At 66.3% G+C, this 15,327-nt stretch carries 13 protein-coding genes; 7 read left to right on the forward strand and 6 right to left on the reverse strand.

Features of this window, described 5'->3' with window-relative positions; all coding sequences use genetic code 11:
• Position 1: 1 nt before the first annotated feature.
• On the reverse strand, positions 2 to 982 hold the full coding sequence (locus A6F65_RS03990) for an Mrp/NBP35 family ATP-binding protein (protein WP_067786183.1): 981 nt from the start codon (positions 980 to 982) through the stop codon (positions 2 to 4).
• 93 nt (positions 983 to 1,075) lie between these two features.
• Between A6F65_RS03990 and hflK the strand changes: the two genes are divergently transcribed.
• The 3 genes from hflK (at position 1,076) to A6F65_RS04005 (ending at position 4,770) form a co-directional block, all read left to right on the forward strand.
• Complete coding sequence (gene hflK, locus A6F65_RS03995) at positions 1,076 to 2,275, forward strand: protease modulator HflK (protein WP_237164880.1); 1,200 nt, start codon at positions 1,076 to 1,078, stop codon at positions 2,273 to 2,275.
• Positions 2,276 to 2,277: 2 nt separating this feature from the next.
• Positions 2,278 to 3,123, forward strand: a complete 846-nt coding sequence (gene hflC / locus A6F65_RS04000) for a protease modulator HflC (protein ID WP_067786185.1) — start codon at positions 2,278 to 2,280, stop codon at positions 3,121 to 3,123.
• Between the two features lie 171 nt (positions 3,124 to 3,294).
• Positions 3,295 to 4,770, forward strand: coding sequence for a Do family serine endopeptidase (locus A6F65_RS04005; RefSeq protein WP_067789967.1), 1,476 nt, complete (start codon positions 3,295 to 3,297; stop codon positions 4,768 to 4,770).
• A gap of 75 nt (positions 4,771 to 4,845) precedes the next feature.
• Here the strand turns inward: A6F65_RS04005 and A6F65_RS04010 are convergent, their stop codons facing one another.
• The 4 genes from A6F65_RS04010 to A6F65_RS04025 form a co-directional block, all read right to left on the reverse strand.
• Positions 4,846 to 7,065, reverse strand: a complete 2,220-nt coding sequence (locus A6F65_RS04010) for a transglycosylase domain-containing protein (RefSeq protein ID WP_067786187.1) — start codon at positions 7,063 to 7,065, stop codon at positions 4,846 to 4,848.
• A gap of 105 nt (positions 7,066 to 7,170) precedes the next feature.
• The gene (gene msrB / locus A6F65_RS04015; RefSeq protein ID WP_067789970.1) at positions 7,171 to 7,587 is read right to left on the reverse strand and encodes a peptide-methionine (R)-S-oxide reductase MsrB; all 417 of its coding nucleotides are present in this window, start codon (positions 7,585 to 7,587) and stop codon (positions 7,171 to 7,173) included.
• A gap of 132 nt (positions 7,588 to 7,719) precedes the next feature.
• Positions 7,720 to 8,391: a glutathione S-transferase family protein gene (locus A6F65_RS04020; RefSeq protein ID WP_067786189.1), complete on the reverse strand. Its 672-nt coding sequence runs from the start codon at positions 8,389 to 8,391 to the stop codon at positions 7,720 to 7,722.
• A gap of 58 nt (positions 8,392 to 8,449) precedes the next feature.
• Entirely contained in the window at positions 8,450 to 9,196 is a 747-nt protein-coding gene (locus A6F65_RS04025) for a ParA family protein (RefSeq protein ID WP_067786191.1), read from the reverse strand.
• A gap of 171 nt (positions 9,197 to 9,367) precedes the next feature.
• On the opposite strand from A6F65_RS04025, the gene A6F65_RS04030 reads away from it, so the two are divergent.
• Both A6F65_RS04030 and trxB read left to right on the forward strand, forming a co-directional pair.
• Entirely contained in the window at positions 9,368 to 11,422 is a 2,055-nt protein-coding gene (locus tag A6F65_RS04030) for a TonB-dependent receptor (protein ID WP_067786193.1), read from the forward strand.
• Between the two features lie 106 nt (positions 11,423 to 11,528).
• Entirely contained in the window at positions 11,529 to 12,503 is a 975-nt protein-coding gene (trxB, locus tag A6F65_RS04035) for a thioredoxin-disulfide reductase (protein ID WP_067786195.1), read from the forward strand.
• A gap of 11 nt (positions 12,504 to 12,514) precedes the next feature.
• On the opposite strand, the gene A6F65_RS04040 is transcribed toward trxB, so the two are convergent.
• Complete coding sequence (locus tag A6F65_RS04040; protein WP_067786197.1) at positions 12,515 to 13,060, reverse strand: hypothetical protein; 546 nt, start codon at positions 13,058 to 13,060, stop codon at positions 12,515 to 12,517.
• A gap of 64 nt (positions 13,061 to 13,124) precedes the next feature.
• Here A6F65_RS04040 and A6F65_RS04045 point away from each other — a divergent pair, with 64 nt between their 5' ends.
• Positions 13,125 to 14,513: an O-antigen ligase family protein gene (locus A6F65_RS04045; protein ID WP_067786199.1), complete on the forward strand. Its 1,389-nt coding sequence runs from the start codon at positions 13,125 to 13,127 to the stop codon at positions 14,511 to 14,513.
• Between the two features lie 86 nt (positions 14,514 to 14,599).
• Positions 14,600 to 15,325: a polysaccharide biosynthesis/export family protein gene (locus A6F65_RS04050; RefSeq protein WP_083989197.1), complete on the forward strand. Its 726-nt coding sequence runs from the start codon at positions 14,600 to 14,602 to the stop codon at positions 15,323 to 15,325.
• The last annotated feature ends 2 nt before the right edge of the window (positions 15,326 to 15,327 follow it).

The raw sequence follows: 15,327 nt of genomic DNA on the forward strand, positions 1-15,327 counted from the left end.
CCTAGCCGCCCTCCGCCTGTACGGTGCGGATCACGCTGGCGATCCGCGCGGCGATGGCGCGGAACGCCTCGCCCTGCGGAGTGTCCTGCGCGGCAGGCGGCTGGCCCGCATCGGAAGCAAGGCGGATTTCGATCGAAAGCGGGATACGGCCGAGGAAGGGATGGCCCAGCGCCTGCGCTGCCGCCTCCGCGCCGCCATGGCCGAAGGGATCGGACAGCTCGCCGCAATGCGGGCACATATAGCCGGCCATGTTCTCGACAAGGCCCAGCACAGGCACCTTGGCCTGGCCGAACAGGTCCAGTGCGCGCGTCGCGTCGATCAGGGCGAGGTCCTGCGGGGTGGAGACGACCACTGCGCCGGATGGGCGGAATTTCTGCAGCATGGTCAGCTGCACGTCACCGGTGCCGGGCGGCAGGTCCACCAGCAGCACTTCGGTATCGCCCCAGTCCGCTTCCATCAGCTGCGTGAGTGCGCCGCCGACCATCGGACCGCGCCATGCAATCGCGCGTCCCGGCTCGATCAGCTGCCCCATGCTGAGCGTCTTCACGCCGAACGCGCTGCTGGTTGGGGTGAGCACCTTGTCCGCGCTGGCGACGACCTTTTCGTCCTGCGTACCAAGCAGCGTGGGCTGGCTGGGGCCGTAGATGTCCGCATCCACCACGCCGGTGCGGATGCCGCTGGCGGCCAGCGCCACGGCAAGATTGGCCGTCAGCGTCGATTTTCCGACGCCGCCCTTGCCGCTGCCGATTGCGATGATGTGCCGCTCGCGCTTCTCTGCGGTCAGGGCGATGCGCACATCGTCCACGCCGTCCACCCGCAGCACGTTTGCGCGGATTTCGGTCTCCAGCCGCTCCGCATCCGGGCGGGTCAGTCCGGCGGCATCGACCACCAGTATCGCCACTGCGCCCTTCATGCGGACCGATTGCACACGGCCCACCGCGCCTGTCGGCAGGCTTTCCCGGATCGCGCTCTCTGACGTCATGCAGGCGGTGTTAGCGGGGGCGGGGGGGTCCGTCAGCGAAAATTCGCGTGCCGACCCCTGTTTTTCCCCGCTTTGCTACCTATAAGAACAGGCATGAGAACACTGGGTGGGTTTTTCGACCAGATCGCACTGGCCATGGCCGGTCGCAAGAATCCGTGGGGCGGCAAGTCCGGCGGCAACGATGGTGATGGCGGCGGCGAAGGGGGCGGCGATGGAGCCGGCTCCGGAGACGGGCCTTCCTCTGCAGGCGGAGACGGCTCGCGCGGGCCTAAGAACCCGTGGCTGCCGGGTGGCAAATCCACCGGCGATGGCGGCCGCAAGGGCGCGAACATCGAAGACCTGTTCAAGAACAAGGGGCCGGAAGGCCCGCGGCGCAGGCTTGGCGGCGGCGGTCCGGGCGGCGGCTTCACCCTGCCGCAGCGCCCCGGCGGCAAGAGCTGGCTGCCGTTCGGCATCGCGCTGGTCGCTGGCATCTGGCTGCTGCTGTCTTCCATCCACCAGGTCGGCCCCAAGGAGCAGGGTCTGGTTACCACCTTCGGCAAGTACAGCCGCACGCTGGAGCCGGGCCTGAACTGGACCTTCCCATGGCCATTCCAGAACGTCGATATCGAAACGGTCAGCGTCTTCCGCGAGACCGAGATCGACGAGAAGCTGTTCCTGACGGGCGACCAGAACCTGGTGAACCTGAATTATTCCGTGCGCTGGAGTATCAAGGACCTGCAGGGCTTCCGCTTCCAGATCGACAATCCCGACCTTGCGCTGCAGAACGCGGCAGAGGCCGCGATGCGCGCCAGCGTGGCGGAGCAGGACTTCGACACCGTGCTTTCTGGTGAAGGCCGCGCGCAGATCGAACAGGACGTGCGCGACCGGATGCAGGAAATCCTCGATTCCTATGGCGCCGGGATCCAGGTGCAGGGCGTCTATATCGAGAAGACCGATCCGCCGCCCACCGTGGTGGAGGCCTTCAACGACGTGCTGGCAGCGCAGCAGGATGCGGAAGCGAACCTCAACCAGGCGCGCCGTTACGCCCAGCAGCTGCTGGCCGGCGCGGAAGGTAACGCGGCAGCCTTCAACAAGATCTATGCCGAATACCGGCTTGCGCCCGAAGTGACGCGTCGCCGCCTCTATTACGAGACCATGGAATATATCCTCGCCAAGACCGACAAGACCGTGGTGGAGGCAGGCGGTGTGACCACGTACCTGCCGCTGCCGGAAGTGCAGCGCCGATCGCAGGGCGCAGCGCAGCCTGCCACGCCGACACAGCCGGCCACCAGCGCGAACGGGGGGCAGTGACGATGGAAAACATCTGGAACAACCACCGCGCCAGCGTGCTGGCCGTACTCGGTGCAATCGTCATCGGCCTGACCACGCTGATCGTCGTCCCCGAAACGCAGCAGGCGGTCATCATCCGCGCCGGCCAGCCGGACCGCGTGGCGAACATGTATCGCCCCGATGTCGAATTCGGTGACACCGGCGCCGGCATAGTGGCGCGCATCCCGTTTTACGAGCGGGTGCAGTTCATCGACAAGCGCGTGATGAACCTCGACATGCCGGCACAGCAGGTGATCACCAGCGACCAGCAGCGCGTGGTGGTGGACGCTTACGCCCGCTTCCGCGTCGTCAATCCGGTCACCATGGTGGAAACCGCAGGCACGGTGGACCAGGTCACGCAGCAGCTGGAATCGATCCTGGTATCGACGCTGCGCCAGGAATTGGGCCGCCGCAGCTTTGCCAGCCTGCTGACTGCAGAGCGCGGCACGGCAATGCAGAACGTGACCGCCCAGCTGGACCGCGCAGCGCGCAGCTACGGCGTGCAGATCGTGGACGTGCGGATCAAGAGCGCCGATTTGCCGGAAGGCACGCCGCTCGATTCCGCCTTCCGCCGGATGCGTTCCGAGCGGCAGGAAGAGGCCGAAACCATTCGCGCCCAGGGCCGCCGCGATGCGCAGATCATTCGGGCCGAGGCCGAAGGTGAAGCCGCGCGCATCTATGCCGATGCTTACAACCAGGATCCGAACTTCTTCGATTTCTGGCGCGCCATGGAGAGCTATCGCCGTACCTTCGATGAAGGCGGCGGGGAAAGCAGCATCATCCTGTCACCGGACAACGAATACCTGCGCCAGTTCCGCGGCCGCCAGTAAGGCCTTTCGCCCTATCGGCGGTGCGGACGCGCAGGCCATTCAAAGCGGGTTCAGGCCGGAGAGGCTTGGATTCCCGCCGGGACGACACATATCGCCAATGAGCGATTTCGCGCGGCGCCGGATGAACGGTGTGCGCGATCCGAGAGAGAGGACACAAAGGACGTGAAGCCTGTGCGCTATTCCTATTCCATAACATCCGCCCTGCTTGCCGGTGGCGCTGCCCTGACCCTGATGACCGGTTATCCGGCCGGGGCGCAGGAAGCGCAGAACGCCCAGGGCCAGATCACGCCGGTTGCCGGTGCCCCTGCCAGCTTTGCCGACCTGACCGAGCAATTGCAGCCCGCCGTCGTCAACATCTTCACCCGCCAGCGGATCGAAGTGCAGGGCATGGGCACACCGTTCTTCGGCCAGCAGGGCCCCGCCACGCGCGAAGGCCAGTCGCTGGGCAGCGGCTTCATCATCAGCGCCGATGGCTATGTGGTCACCAACAACCACGTCGTGACCGCGGATGGCCGCGGCACGGTGGAATCGATCACCGTCCGCATGCCCGATGGTACGGAATACGAAGCCGAGCTGGTGGGCGCCGATGCGCAGTCCGACCTGGCCGTCCTGAAGATCGATGCGGGCAAGTCGCTGCCCTTCGTGAGGTTCGGCGATTCCGACAGCGTGCGTGCGGGTGACTGGGTGATTGCCATCGGCAATCCCTTCGGGCTGGGCGGCACGGTGACCAGCGGCATCGTTTCCGCAGTGCTGCGCAACACGGGCGGCGGCGCCTATGACCGGTTCCTGCAGACCGATGCCAGCATCAACCGCGGCAATTCGGGCGGCCCGCTGTTCGACATGCACGGCAATGTGGTTGGCATTAACAATGCCATCATCTCGCCCACCGGCGGCAGCGTGGGTATCGGCTTCGCCATCCCGGCGGGCACGGCGCAGCCGATCGTCCAGAAGCTGATTGCGGGCGAGGAAATCCTGCGCGGTTACCTGGGCGTGCGCATCCAGCCGGTGACGGAAGACTTCGCCGATGCGCTCGGCATCGAGAAGGACCGCGGCGAGTTCATCCAGATGGTCCAGCCGGGCGAAGCGGCCGACAAGGCGGGTCTCAAGGCCGGCGATGTCGTGCTGTCCGTCAATGGCGAGGCGGTGACGCCGGACCAGACGCTCAGCTTCCTTGTCGCCAATATCGAACCTGGCACGCGCATCCCGCTGGAAATCCTGCGCGACGGTGACCGCCGCACGCTGCAGGCCACCGTGGGACGCCGTCCGACCGACGAGCAGCTGGCGCAGCAGAACTTCAACCCTGAAGAAGATGGCGAGCAGGACATGCCGCAGGAATCGGGTGAGTTCCTGGCCAATACGCTGGGCGTTCGCGCGATGACGCTGACGCCGCAGTTTGCCTCGCAGCTGGGCCTGCCAACGGACACCAAGGGTGTTGTCGTGGCGCAGGTCGATCCCAGCAGCGATGCCGCGCGCAAGCAGGTCCGCCGCGGCACCGTGATCTATTCGGTCAACGGCCGCAGCGTCGGCAGCGTGGAAGACCTTGAAGAAGCGGTGCGCGATGCGCAGGGCCGCGGGCGCGAGGCCGTGCTGCTTCGCATGCGCGACCGCAGCGGGCCGACCTTCTCGCAGGCCGTTCGCCTGCGCTGACGGCCATCCGCAGACAGGAAGAAAATGGGCCCCGGAGCAGATCGCTTCGGGGCCCTTTTCTATTCGGAGCCTGGTCTAGGGTAGCTGAGCGGGCTGCGGCCTGCGCTGGCCGTCCCCGGTACTTGGCGCGGGCGGCGGCGGGGCGGCCGGGGCGGGCCGGCGCCGCTGCGGCGGCTGGTCCGCGGGGAGTTCGCCGCCAATTGCCCGTTCCAGGAAGTCGTCGCTCGCGGCGGGCGGGCCTTCCGGTTGGGAAGGTGCAGGGCGGGAGCGGCCTTCGCCGCCGCTGCGCGGCTCGGCATCGGGATCCAGCGGATTGCGGCCGCCGCGATCAGGGCCGACCGGCTCGATCAGGTTCCCGTCCTCGTCGATGAAATAATAATCCTCGCTGTCGTTGTAGAGGTATTCGTCATCGGGCTCGATCTGCCATTCTGGCAGGCCGGTATCGGTGTCGAATTCTCGGATCGGGCGATCCTTCACCGCCACGCGCATGAATTGCGAGAATGCCTGCGCCGGTGCGCGCCCGCCCTGCAGGCCGGGCACGGCCTTCGCATCGTCGCGGCCCATCCACACGCCTGTGGTCACACCGCTTGAGAATCCGACGAACCAGCCATCCTTGTTGGAGCTGGTCGTACCGGTCTTGCCTGCCACGGGTCGGCCGATCTGCGCCGCGCGGCCCGTACCGATGGAAACGCCGGCCTGCAGCAGGTCCGTCATCCCGGCGGCGACGTAATCGGGCACCAGCTGGTAGCGGCGCGGCGTCTCGCGCTCGTAAAGGACGCGGCCATTCGTGCCGGTCACCTTGGTGATGCCGTAAGGCTCCACCGAATATCCGCCCGCGCTGATGCCGGCAAAGGCGCGCACCATCTCGATCACCCGCGTTTCGGAGGAGCCGAGCACCATGCTGGGATATTCGGAGATCGGGGTGGTGATGCCGAAGCGCCGCGCCATGCTGGCGACCGTGCCGAAACCGACCTCGTTCCCCAGCTGTGCCGCGACGGTGTTCTTGGAATAGGCAAAGGCGGACCTCAGGTCCATTTCACCCGCATAGCCACCGCCCGAATTGCGCGGGGACCAGTCGCCGATGGTCACCTGCACATCCTTCACCGTGCTGTCGGGCCGGTACCCGGCCTCCAGCGCGGCGAGATAGACGAACAGCTTCCACGAAGATCCGGGCTGGCGCACAGCATCGGTCGCGCGGTTGTAATTGCTTTCGACGTAATTCGTGCCGCCCACCAGCGCCAGGATCGCCCCGTCATCCTCTATGCTGACCAGCGCCCCCTGCGTGCCCGACGGCGTGTTGGCCCGCAGTGACTGGACTGCGGCGGCCTGCATGTCAGGGTCAATCGTGGTCCAGACCTCGATCGGTTCGAAACTGTCGGTATTAAGCAGGATATCGAGCTGGGGCAGCGCCCAGTCCGTGAAATAGCGCACCGAATTGCTGCCGCCATCGGGCTTGATATTGACCACGCCCGGCTCGATCCGCGTGCTGTCCGACGGGGACAGGGCGCCGTATTTGCGCATCTGGCCCAGCACCACATTGCCGCGGCTGACGGCGGCATCGGCATCGGCCGTGGGGGAGTATCGGCTGGGCGCCTTCACCAGCCCGGCGATGATGGCGGCTTCTTCCAGCGAGAGGTCGCGCGCGGAGTGGCTGTAGAAATTGCGGCTGGCGGAGTCGATGCCGTAAGCGCCGCCGCCGAAATAGACCTTGTTCAGGTACAGCTCCAGGATCTGTTCCTTGGAGAACTTCCATTCCAGCGCCATGGCCAGCACCATTTCGCGCGCCTTGCGGTCCATGCTGCGGTTGGAATTGAGGAAGACGTTGCGCGCCAGCTGCTGCGTGATGGTGGAGGTGGCGCGGATACGCCCGCCGCCCGTCAGCGAATTGTAGATGGCGCGGCCCAGGCCAAGCACGTCGACGCCGAAATGCGAGCGGTACCGGCGGTCCTCCACCGAGATGATGGCATCCTTCATCACCGTGGGGATTTCATCGTCATACAGCCACTGGCCGTAGCTGGGGCCGAGCGAGACGATCTCCGACCCGTCGCGCGCGCGCACGACGATGGTCTGGCCGTTCTGGCTGCTCATCATCGCGGAATAGCTGGGCAGGTTCTGCGCCGCGAAATAGACCGATGTGCCAAGGGCGATGGCGCCGAGCAGGGCCAGCGCCGTGCCCCACACCAACAGGCGGCGCATCCAGCGCGCAGCAAAACCGCGCTCCGGCTTATCCACCTTTGCCGCGCTGCTGCCGCTACCTGCGGCCCTGCGGCGTCGTTCGCCTCTTTTCTGTGCCATCGGGCCCCGTCATGTCCGCCATGCGGCAAGGGCCGCTGTGCGTATCGCTGCCTGCATAGCGCAAGTGTAACATGGCGTTAACGAGCAAGCGCCCGGGTCACCCGATTATTCGCCGGATGCGTCCTCTTCCGGCTCGAAATCGAGGCTGGCAGAGTTGATGCAATAACGCATGCCGCCGCGTTCGCGCGGGCCATCGGGGAACAGGTGGCCAAGGTGGCTTTCGCAGCGCGAACAGGTGACTTCGGTACGAACCATGCCGTGGCTCATGTCGCGGTGTTCGTCCACGGCTTCGCCATCGGCGGGCGCGACGAAGCTGGGCCAGCCCGATCCGCTGTCATACTTGTCCTCGCTTTCGAACAGCGGCTGGCCGCAGGCGGCGCATTTGTATTCGCCGGCCTGCTTGTTGCCTTCGTACTGGCCGGTGAAGGCGCGTTCCGTGCCCTTCTCCCGCAGGATGTGGTACTGCTCGGGCGTCAGGCGCTCGCGCCATTCGGCGTCGGTCAGGTCCATCTTGTCGGTCATGGCAATCTCCTTTGCGGGCGATATGGGGCGCACCTCGGGCGGCTGCAAGCCGACCGCAAGGCCGACCGGCCGCCCGCAGGTGCCCCGCAGCGCAGCGGAGGGATCAGCACCGAGGAAACAGAAGGACAGCCCTCAACTGTTGGGGTCGTTATAGCCGCGCGGCGGGGGCAGGCCTTCCACCTTGTCCGCCAGCAGGCCGCGGAAGGCCGGACGGCTCTTCATCACGCGGTACCACTCGTGCACGCCCTTGTGGTCCGACCATTCGATTCCGCCGAGGTAATCGATGACGCTGAGCTGGGCAGCGGCGGCGAAATCCGCGAGCGAAAGCTGCGCGCCCGCCAGCCAGCGGCGATTGTCGATCAGCCAGTCCATGTAATCCATGTGCTCATGCAGCAGCCGCATGGCGGATCGCAGCACGCGGCTGTCCGGGCCCTGCCGCAGATGCACGCGCTTGCGGTATTTCTCGTGCATCAGCGGGCCGGTGACATCGCCCCACAATTGCTCGTCGAACAGCGCGACAAGTCGACGGATTTCCGCGCGGCCCAGCGCCGTGCCCAGGATCAGCGGGCGTTCGTCGCTCACCTCTTCCAGATATTCGCAAATGGCCTGGCTGTCGGCGAGGACAATCTTCTTCTCACGGTGCTGCAGCACCGGCGTGCGGCCGGCAGGGTTGAGCGAGTAGAAGCTGTCGGGCGCGTCCCACGGCGCGACCTTCACCATGTCGAATTCCACGCCCTTCTCGCCCAGCGCAAGGCGGACCTTGCGGCTGAAGGGACACAGGGGATGCTGGTGAAGACGCCACATTCCGTGCGCCTTAGCGCCCGGCGCGGGGCAATTCCAGAATTGCGTGCCGCTCGCCGCGTCAGCGCACTTTCGGCTTCATGGTGCGCAGCTTGCGCTCCGTCTTGTCATACAACTGGCTTAGCGCCTGCGCGGCGCGGGATCGCGGCGCGAATTCCGAAATCGCCTGCTGTACGCTGGCCGCACGCTCTGCCGCGGCGTCGGAGGGGAGGGTGGGCCAACCGGCCGCAAAGCCTTCGTGAGCCGCCATGTGCATCCTGCGCCTGACATCGAACATGGTCAGCACCGGCAGGGTGGGCGGATGGCCGGGATGGCGGGTCAGGTCCTTGCGCAATTGCGCGAAGGTGCGCGAGGATAGCGGGGAGGCGGCAATGGGTACGATCAGCAGGTCCGCAGCTGCCATGATCTGCTCGCTGATCTCGTTCAGGCCAGGTGGGCAATCCAGCACGACGCGGTCGTAGGTTCCGCGCAGCGAATTGCACAGCGTGGCCAGCCGCCGCCGGTTGCCTATGCGGGCCAGCTGCAGTGGAAGGTTGCGCAGGCTGTCATCCGCGCAAAGGCAATCGAGGCCGACCGTCCCGGTGGACACGATATGGTCGCGCGGCTTGCCATCGCGCTGGAACACGCTGATTGCGCCGCGATGCGATGGCGGCTCGGCCTGCAACATCCAGCTTGCGCCGCCCTGGGGGTCGAGATCCCACAGCAGCGTGCGCTTGCCGCCAGACACGGCCGCCTGCCACGCCATGTCGAGCGCAATCGTGGTCTTGCCGACGCCGCCCTTGGCGCTGAATATCGCGATGACTGCCAAAGCTGCGTCCCCAACAATTCCCGCAGCGATACAGCAGAACCCGCACCTCGGCCGCAAGGCATGCGGGGCTTTCGTCCAGAATCGAGACTCTCGCGCGTCAATTCCTTGCCGCGAGCGCGGGACCGGCAAGAGGCTTTCGCCTCCGCTCGGGCGCGTCTATCGCACCCGGCGATGACCAGATTCCCGATGCTCCTCACCATGTGCGCCATGGCACATTCGCTGCATGCAAATGCTGCGCACGCCCAGTCCTCCAACGAGGATACCAGCAGTGAGGACACGCAAGTCACACTGGCGCCGACCGAAATCATCGTGACGGCGGAGCGGTTGCCAGACACGCCAGCTGCGCCTGCCTATGGCACAGTGGTGCTGGAGCGGGAGGCGATCACGAATACCGGATCGGGCAGGCTGGAGGATGCGCTGTCATCGGTCGCGGGTTTCCAGCAGTTCCGCCGCTCCGACAGCCGCAGTTCCAATCCCTCGGCGCAAGGCGCGACGCTGCGGGCGCTGGGCGGCAATGCTTCCAGCCGAGCGCAGGTGCTGCTGGACGGCGTGCCTTTGTCGGACCCGTTCTTCGGCTATATCCCCTTCAATGCCGCGCCGCCCGAGACGCTGGGCCGCATCCGCGTGACGCGCGGCGGCGGGGCAGGGCCCTTTGGCGCAGGCGCGCTGGCAGGCACGATCGAGCTGGAAAGCGCCGGGCAGGACGCGCTGACCCCGCTTGCCGCGTCCGCGCTGGTGAACGACCGGGGCGAGACGGAGCTGTTCGCCTCCGCCGCGCCCGGCATCGGCAGCGGTTATGCCGTGGTGGCTGCGCGGTGGGATCGGGGGAAAGGCTTCTTCACGGCGCCGGATACCCAGCGCGTGCCTGCGAGCGCGCGTGCGCAGTATGAGAGCTGGAACCTGTCGGGCCGGCTGGTCCAGCCGCTCGGCAGCGATCTGACGCTGCACCTGCGCGGCGCGGCATGGGACGACCAGCGCACGCTGCGTTTCGACGGGGCGGATTCATCCAGCGAAGGCCGCGATGCCAGCATCCGCCTTGTCGGCACAGGCGCATGGCAGTTCGAGGCCGTGGGCTATGGCCAGTGGCGCAATTTCACCAATGTCGTGATTTCCTCCAGCCGTTTCACCCGTGTGCTGGACCAGAAGGACACGCCTTCCACCGGCCTGGGCGGAAAACTGGAAGTGCGCCCGCCGGTGGGCGCTGACCATGCGCTGCGCGTGGGCGTCGATTATCGCCGCAGCCAGGGCGATCTGTCGGAAGACCGCTATTCCGCTTTCTCCGGCAATCTGACGGGCCGGCGGTTCGCGGGCGGGCGCAACGGCAATCTTGGCCTGTTCGTGGAAGATGACTGGACCATCGGCCGGCTGGTCCTGACGGGCGGCGTCCGCTTCGACCGCTACACGATCGCAGACGGATACTTCCGCGAGGAGGATGCCGGCGGCACGCTGCTGACCGACGACCGCTTCGCCACGCGAAAGGGCTGGGAGACGAGCTGGCGCGCGGGCGTGATGTACGATGCGAGTGCTCAGCTGCGGCTGCGCGCGGCAACATATCGCGGGCTGCGCCTTCCAACGCTGAACGAGCTTTACCGGCCCTTCGTGGTCTTCCCCGTCGTCACCAATGCCAATGCGGCGCTGGAGAATGAGCGGCTTGAAGGATTCGAGATCGGCGCGGACTGGCAGGCAGCGCCGGGCATCGCCTTTTCCCTGACAGCCTTCGACAACCGCGTGGAAGGCGCCATCGCCAATGTCACGCTGGCGCCCAATGTCCGCCAGCGCCGCAACCTCGATGCCATCGAGGCGCGCGGGATTGAAGCCGGCGCGAAGGTGGAACGCGGCGCATTCCGCCTCGATGCCAGCGCGGCCTATACTGATGCCAAGGTGCAGGGCAGCGGGTTTGCTGCACCGCTCGATGGCAATCGCCCGCCGCAGGTCCCGCAGTTTGCTGCCAGCGCGACGATCGCCTGGGTGCCGGGCGCCGACACGCGGCTGGCGCTGACGCTGCGCCATGTCGGCAAGCAGTTCGAGGATGACCAGCAGAGCGATGTGCTGCCTGCCGCCACCACGCTCGATGCCTTTGCGCAGGTGCCGCTGGGCGCTGGGTTCAGCGTGGTCGCGCGCGGGGAAAACCTGCTGGACGAGGATATCGTGACCCGCAACCAGGGCGGATCCGTGGACCTTGGCGTGCCGCGCACCGTCTGGATCGGGCTACGCTACGGGTTCTGAGGCGCAGCCTTTCTGCGGGTGCGGGAAAACCGGCCCGGCGTGATTGCAGCAAGCGCCTGCGCGCCCTACCTAACGGGCCAAGCGATTCCCTAACGGCAGAGTTACCATGGCAACCCACAAGACCCGCATGCTCATCATCGGCTCAGGCCCCGCCGGCCTGTCTGCCGCCATCTATGGCGCGCGCGCCGGGATGGAGCCGATCGTGGTGCAGGGCCTGCAGCCCGGCGGCCAGCTGACCATCACCACGGACGTGGAGAATTACCCCGGCTTTGCCGATGTGATCCAGGGGCCCTGGCTGATGGAGCAGATGACGAAGCAGGCAGAGCACGTCGGCACGCGGATGATGTGGGACACCATCGTCGAGGTCGATATCGAGAACGGCACGCCCTTTCGTGCAGTCGGCGACAGCGGCAACGAATATCTGGGCGATGTGCTGGTGATCAGCACCGGCGCGCAGGCCAAGTGGCTGGGCGTGCCGGGCGAAGAAGAGCTGGGCGGCAAGGGCGTGTCCGCCTGCGCGACCTGCGACGGCTTCTTCTATCGCGGCAAGAAGGTGGTCGTGATCGGCGGCGGCAACACCGCCGTTGAAGAGGCGCTATACCTTACAAATCATTCCGACGATGTGACGCTGATCCACCGGCGCGACGAGCTGCGCGCCGAGAAGATCCTGCAGGACCGCCTGATGGCGCATCCCAAGATTTCCACCCTGTGGAACAAGCGGGTCGAAAAGTTCCTCGGCGATCCGGCTGATGGCGGGCTGACGGGCCTGCAGCTGGCCGACACCGTGACGGGCGAGATGAGCGAATTTGCCTGCGAAGGCGCCTTCGTTGCCATCGGCCACGCACCCTCGACCGAGCTGTTCAAGGGCAAGCTGGAGATGGACGATGGCGGATACCTCATCGTCGCACCCGGCACGCCGAAAACCAATGTCCCTGGCGTTTTCGCCTGCGGTGACGTGATGGACCACACCTATCGCCAGGCGGTGACCGCTGCCGGCACGGGCTGCATGGCGGCGCTGGATGCCGAACGCTTCCTCGCCACGCTGGAATTCGTCGAGCACGAAGCGCAGGCGGCCGAGTAACGCCTGCCCGCTTAGCGATACCGCCGCTCACCCCTTCGCGGCTTCGGCTTGCGGAAGTAAAGGAAGACCCCGGCAATCACCGCGCCCAGGCAGGCTAGTTCCAGCAGGTAATGAAAGCGTAGCCCCGCGACGCCGGAATAGAATATCCGGTCCAGCGGGTGGAACGACAGGATGCGCAGCGTCCAGAGGCCCGCCATGCAGAACACGCCCGCGATCGCCAGGTTTACCGGGCGGCGCAAATCCATGCCGCGCCACAGGACCATGAAGCCTGCGACCAGCGTGGCGAGCGCCAGCAGCGCGGCGGCAATCGGCCCCTGCAGCGCCCCGCGGGCGGAATAATCGTAATCCGTCTGCACGATGGCGCGCAGCGAATCGCGCGCCAGTTCCTCCGCCCCCAGCAGGCGCAACGGGACGAGTGCCAGCAGGAAGGCGGCCACCATCAGCCAGCCCGCCTTGCGCGGATGGCCCTGGCGAACCTTGTCCCATACGGGAAGTAGTGCCACGAGTGCGCAGCCCGCATAAAGCGCGCTGCCGATATAGTCTGGAATGCTTGCCATGCCTCACGCCATCAGCCGGGATCCGGATCGCCCCGGCCATAGGAGATCGACCGGACAGGTCAACATGGCCAGTGGCGGACCGCTGGCCAGCATGGTTTCCGCGCGCGGCTGGGGCTGGAGCATCGGCATTGCATTGATCCTGCTGCTGGGCGGGACGAGCGAACTGTATCCCGGCATGCGCGCATGGTGCGTCTTCATCGCTGCCGTGATGATGGTGTTCTTGGTCCGCGCGGGCCGCTTCGGCTTGCGGGACATGGGCGCACCGGCGCTATTCTGGTCGCTCGCTGCCGGTCTGGTTGTGCTGCAGGCGATACCGCTGCCTGCGGGATGGTCTGCATCGCTGCCCGGGCGCGAGTGGCTGCAACAGCTGGATGCGGCCGTCTTCGGCGGGCCGATTGCCCGGCCGCTGTCGCTCGACCCGGATGATACGCCGCGGACACTGTTTTTCCTCTTTCCGCCGCTGATCGCCTATCTCGCCATGCGCTTCGGCGATGCAGGACGCAGGGCGGCCATCATCCGCGGCATCCTGCTGGCCATGGCAATCGGCTTCGTGATCCAGCTGGTGCAGGTCACCACGGACGGCATCTTCGTGTTTCGCGAAGGGCGCGACGATTACGGCGCGGGCTTCTTTTCCAACCACAACCACATGGCGGCGATGATGCTGGTGGCGGGCAGCGTGGCCTGTGCATTCCTGCTTTCTGCCCGCTCGGGCAGCTTTGCAGGCCGGGGCAATCGCCTGCTGATGGCCTTCATCGTGGCCTGTATCGCCATCATTGGCGCGCTTCTGACCAGCTCGCGCGCCGCACTGGTGCTGATCGCCATCTTTGCCTTGCTGGGGGCAGGTGCCTTCGCGCTGGACCGCTTCGGCGCCAGCCTGCGGACCGGCGTGGCCGTCGGCGCGGGCCTGCTGGTTTCGGCCGTGGCTGCAGGTCTGCTCATCACCTCACTGGTCGGCGGGAATGACGGCGGGGAGCAGCGCAATGTCACAGCAGGTGCGCTGGCCGGGGCGACCCAGCGCGCCTCGCTTGCCACGGATGCGCGGTACGAGATCTGGGACGTCTCCGCCGAAATGGCGAAAACCTATTTCCCGGCCGGTGCTGGCTTTGGTTCCTTCCGCGAGCTTTACGAACGGCACGAGCCGCTGGAGATGGTCGGCCCGCTTTACAGCAATCACGCACATAACGATTACCTCGAACTTGCCATCGAAGGCGGCCTTCCCGCCATCGCGCTGCTCGTCGCTTTCCTGCTGTGGTTTGCCAATGCGCTGCGCCGCGCACTGGCGGATGGTGAAAGCTGGCTGGTGACAGGCCTGTTCGCCATGCCGGTGGTTCTGCTCTGCGCGCATTCCTTCGTCGATTATCCCACGCGCACGATTGCCGTGGCCAGCATCCTGGCGGCCGCGCTGGGCCTGCTCACGGCGTCCGCCAGGCCGGCGTCGGACGAAAGCGCCTGATACGCGCCCGTTCAGCCCCTGGACTGCTTGCCTTGTGCAACCCCCGCAGTTAGAGCCTTGGCAAATCATTTGGTCGGACGGGAATTATGTTTCGAAACACGGGTAACGCCATGCGCGGGGCGCTTGTCGCCGGCGCAGCGGCCCTCCTCCTTGGCGCATGTGCAAAGGGCACGCCGGAAGTTCAGAGCGGGCCGGTGGCCTCCGCGCTGCCTGCTGGCGTCGCCGCATCAGACTTCAGCGCCACCGCGCCGGATTCGCCGCAATATGCCGTCCAGCCGCGCGATGTGTTGAGCATCAATGTGCGCGGGGAACCCGGCCTTTCGCTGGCGCAGGTCCGCGTTGGCGAGGACGGGTCCTTCATGGCACCCGGCGTCGGACTGGTTTACGCCAGCGGCCGCACGCCCGCGCAGATTGCCGGCACGATCGAAGACGTGCTTCGCCGCACATATCTGCGCGATCCCAGCGTGGCCGTGAACGTTCTGGAAACGGGGCCGCGCATGATCACCGTGGAAGGCGCCGTGACACAGCCGGGCATGTTCCCCATCACGCCGGAGACGACCCTGCTCGGCGCAGTGGCAATGGGCCGCGGGCCCAGCGAATATGCCAAGCTGGACCAGGTCGTGATCTTCCGAGAGGTCGATGGTCAGCCGATGGCAGCGCGCTTCGATCTCAGCCAGATCCGTTCCGGCCAGATGGTCGACCCCATCGTCCTGCCGGGCGACAAGGTCGTGATCGGCGAGTCCGGATCGGCCAAGACCTTCCAGCGAATCCTCGAGGCACTGCCGGTGCTGTACGTCTTCAACGCCATTTAGTG

It is taken from the genome of Paraurantiacibacter namhicola, from assembly GCF_001687545.1.
Taxonomy (GTDB): domain Bacteria; phylum Pseudomonadota; class Alphaproteobacteria; order Sphingomonadales; family Sphingomonadaceae; genus Paraurantiacibacter; species Paraurantiacibacter namhicola.

Bases quoted from the DNA above. Each gene is read 5' to 3' on its own strand.
- A6F65_RS04050 (WP_083989197.1), top strand. From the start codon at position 14,600: ATGTTTCGAAACACGGGTAACGCCATGCGCGGGGCGCTTGTCGCCGGC.
- A6F65_RS04045 (WP_067786199.1), top strand. From the start codon at position 13,125: ATGGCCAGTGGCGGACCGCTGGCCAGCATGGTTTCCGCGCGCGGCTGG.
- A6F65_RS04010 (WP_067786187.1), bottom strand. From the start codon at position 7,065: ATGGCACAGAAAAGAGGCGAACGACGCCGCAGGGCCGCAGGTAGCGGC.
- A6F65_RS03990 (WP_067786183.1), bottom strand. From the start codon at position 982: ATGACGTCAGAGAGCGCGATCCGGGAAAGCCTGCCGACAGGCGCGGTG.
- A6F65_RS04030 (WP_067786193.1), top strand. From the start codon at position 9,368: ATGACCAGATTCCCGATGCTCCTCACCATGTGCGCCATGGCACATTCG.
- A6F65_RS04020 (WP_067786189.1), bottom strand. From the start codon at position 8,391: ATGTGGCGTCTTCACCAGCATCCCCTGTGTCCCTTCAGCCGCAAGGTC.
- hflC (WP_067786185.1), top strand. From the start codon at position 2,278: ATGGAAAACATCTGGAACAACCACCGCGCCAGCGTGCTGGCCGTACTC.
- msrB (WP_067789970.1), bottom strand. From the start codon at position 7,587: ATGACCGACAAGATGGACCTGACCGACGCCGAATGGCGCGAGCGCCTG.
- trxB (WP_067786195.1), top strand. From the start codon at position 11,529: ATGGCAACCCACAAGACCCGCATGCTCATCATCGGCTCAGGCCCCGCC.
- A6F65_RS04040 (WP_067786197.1), bottom strand. From the start codon at position 13,060: ATGGCAAGCATTCCAGACTATATCGGCAGCGCGCTTTATGCGGGCTGC.
- hflK (WP_237164880.1), top strand. From the start codon at position 1,076: ATGAGAACACTGGGTGGGTTTTTCGACCAGATCGCACTGGCCATGGCC.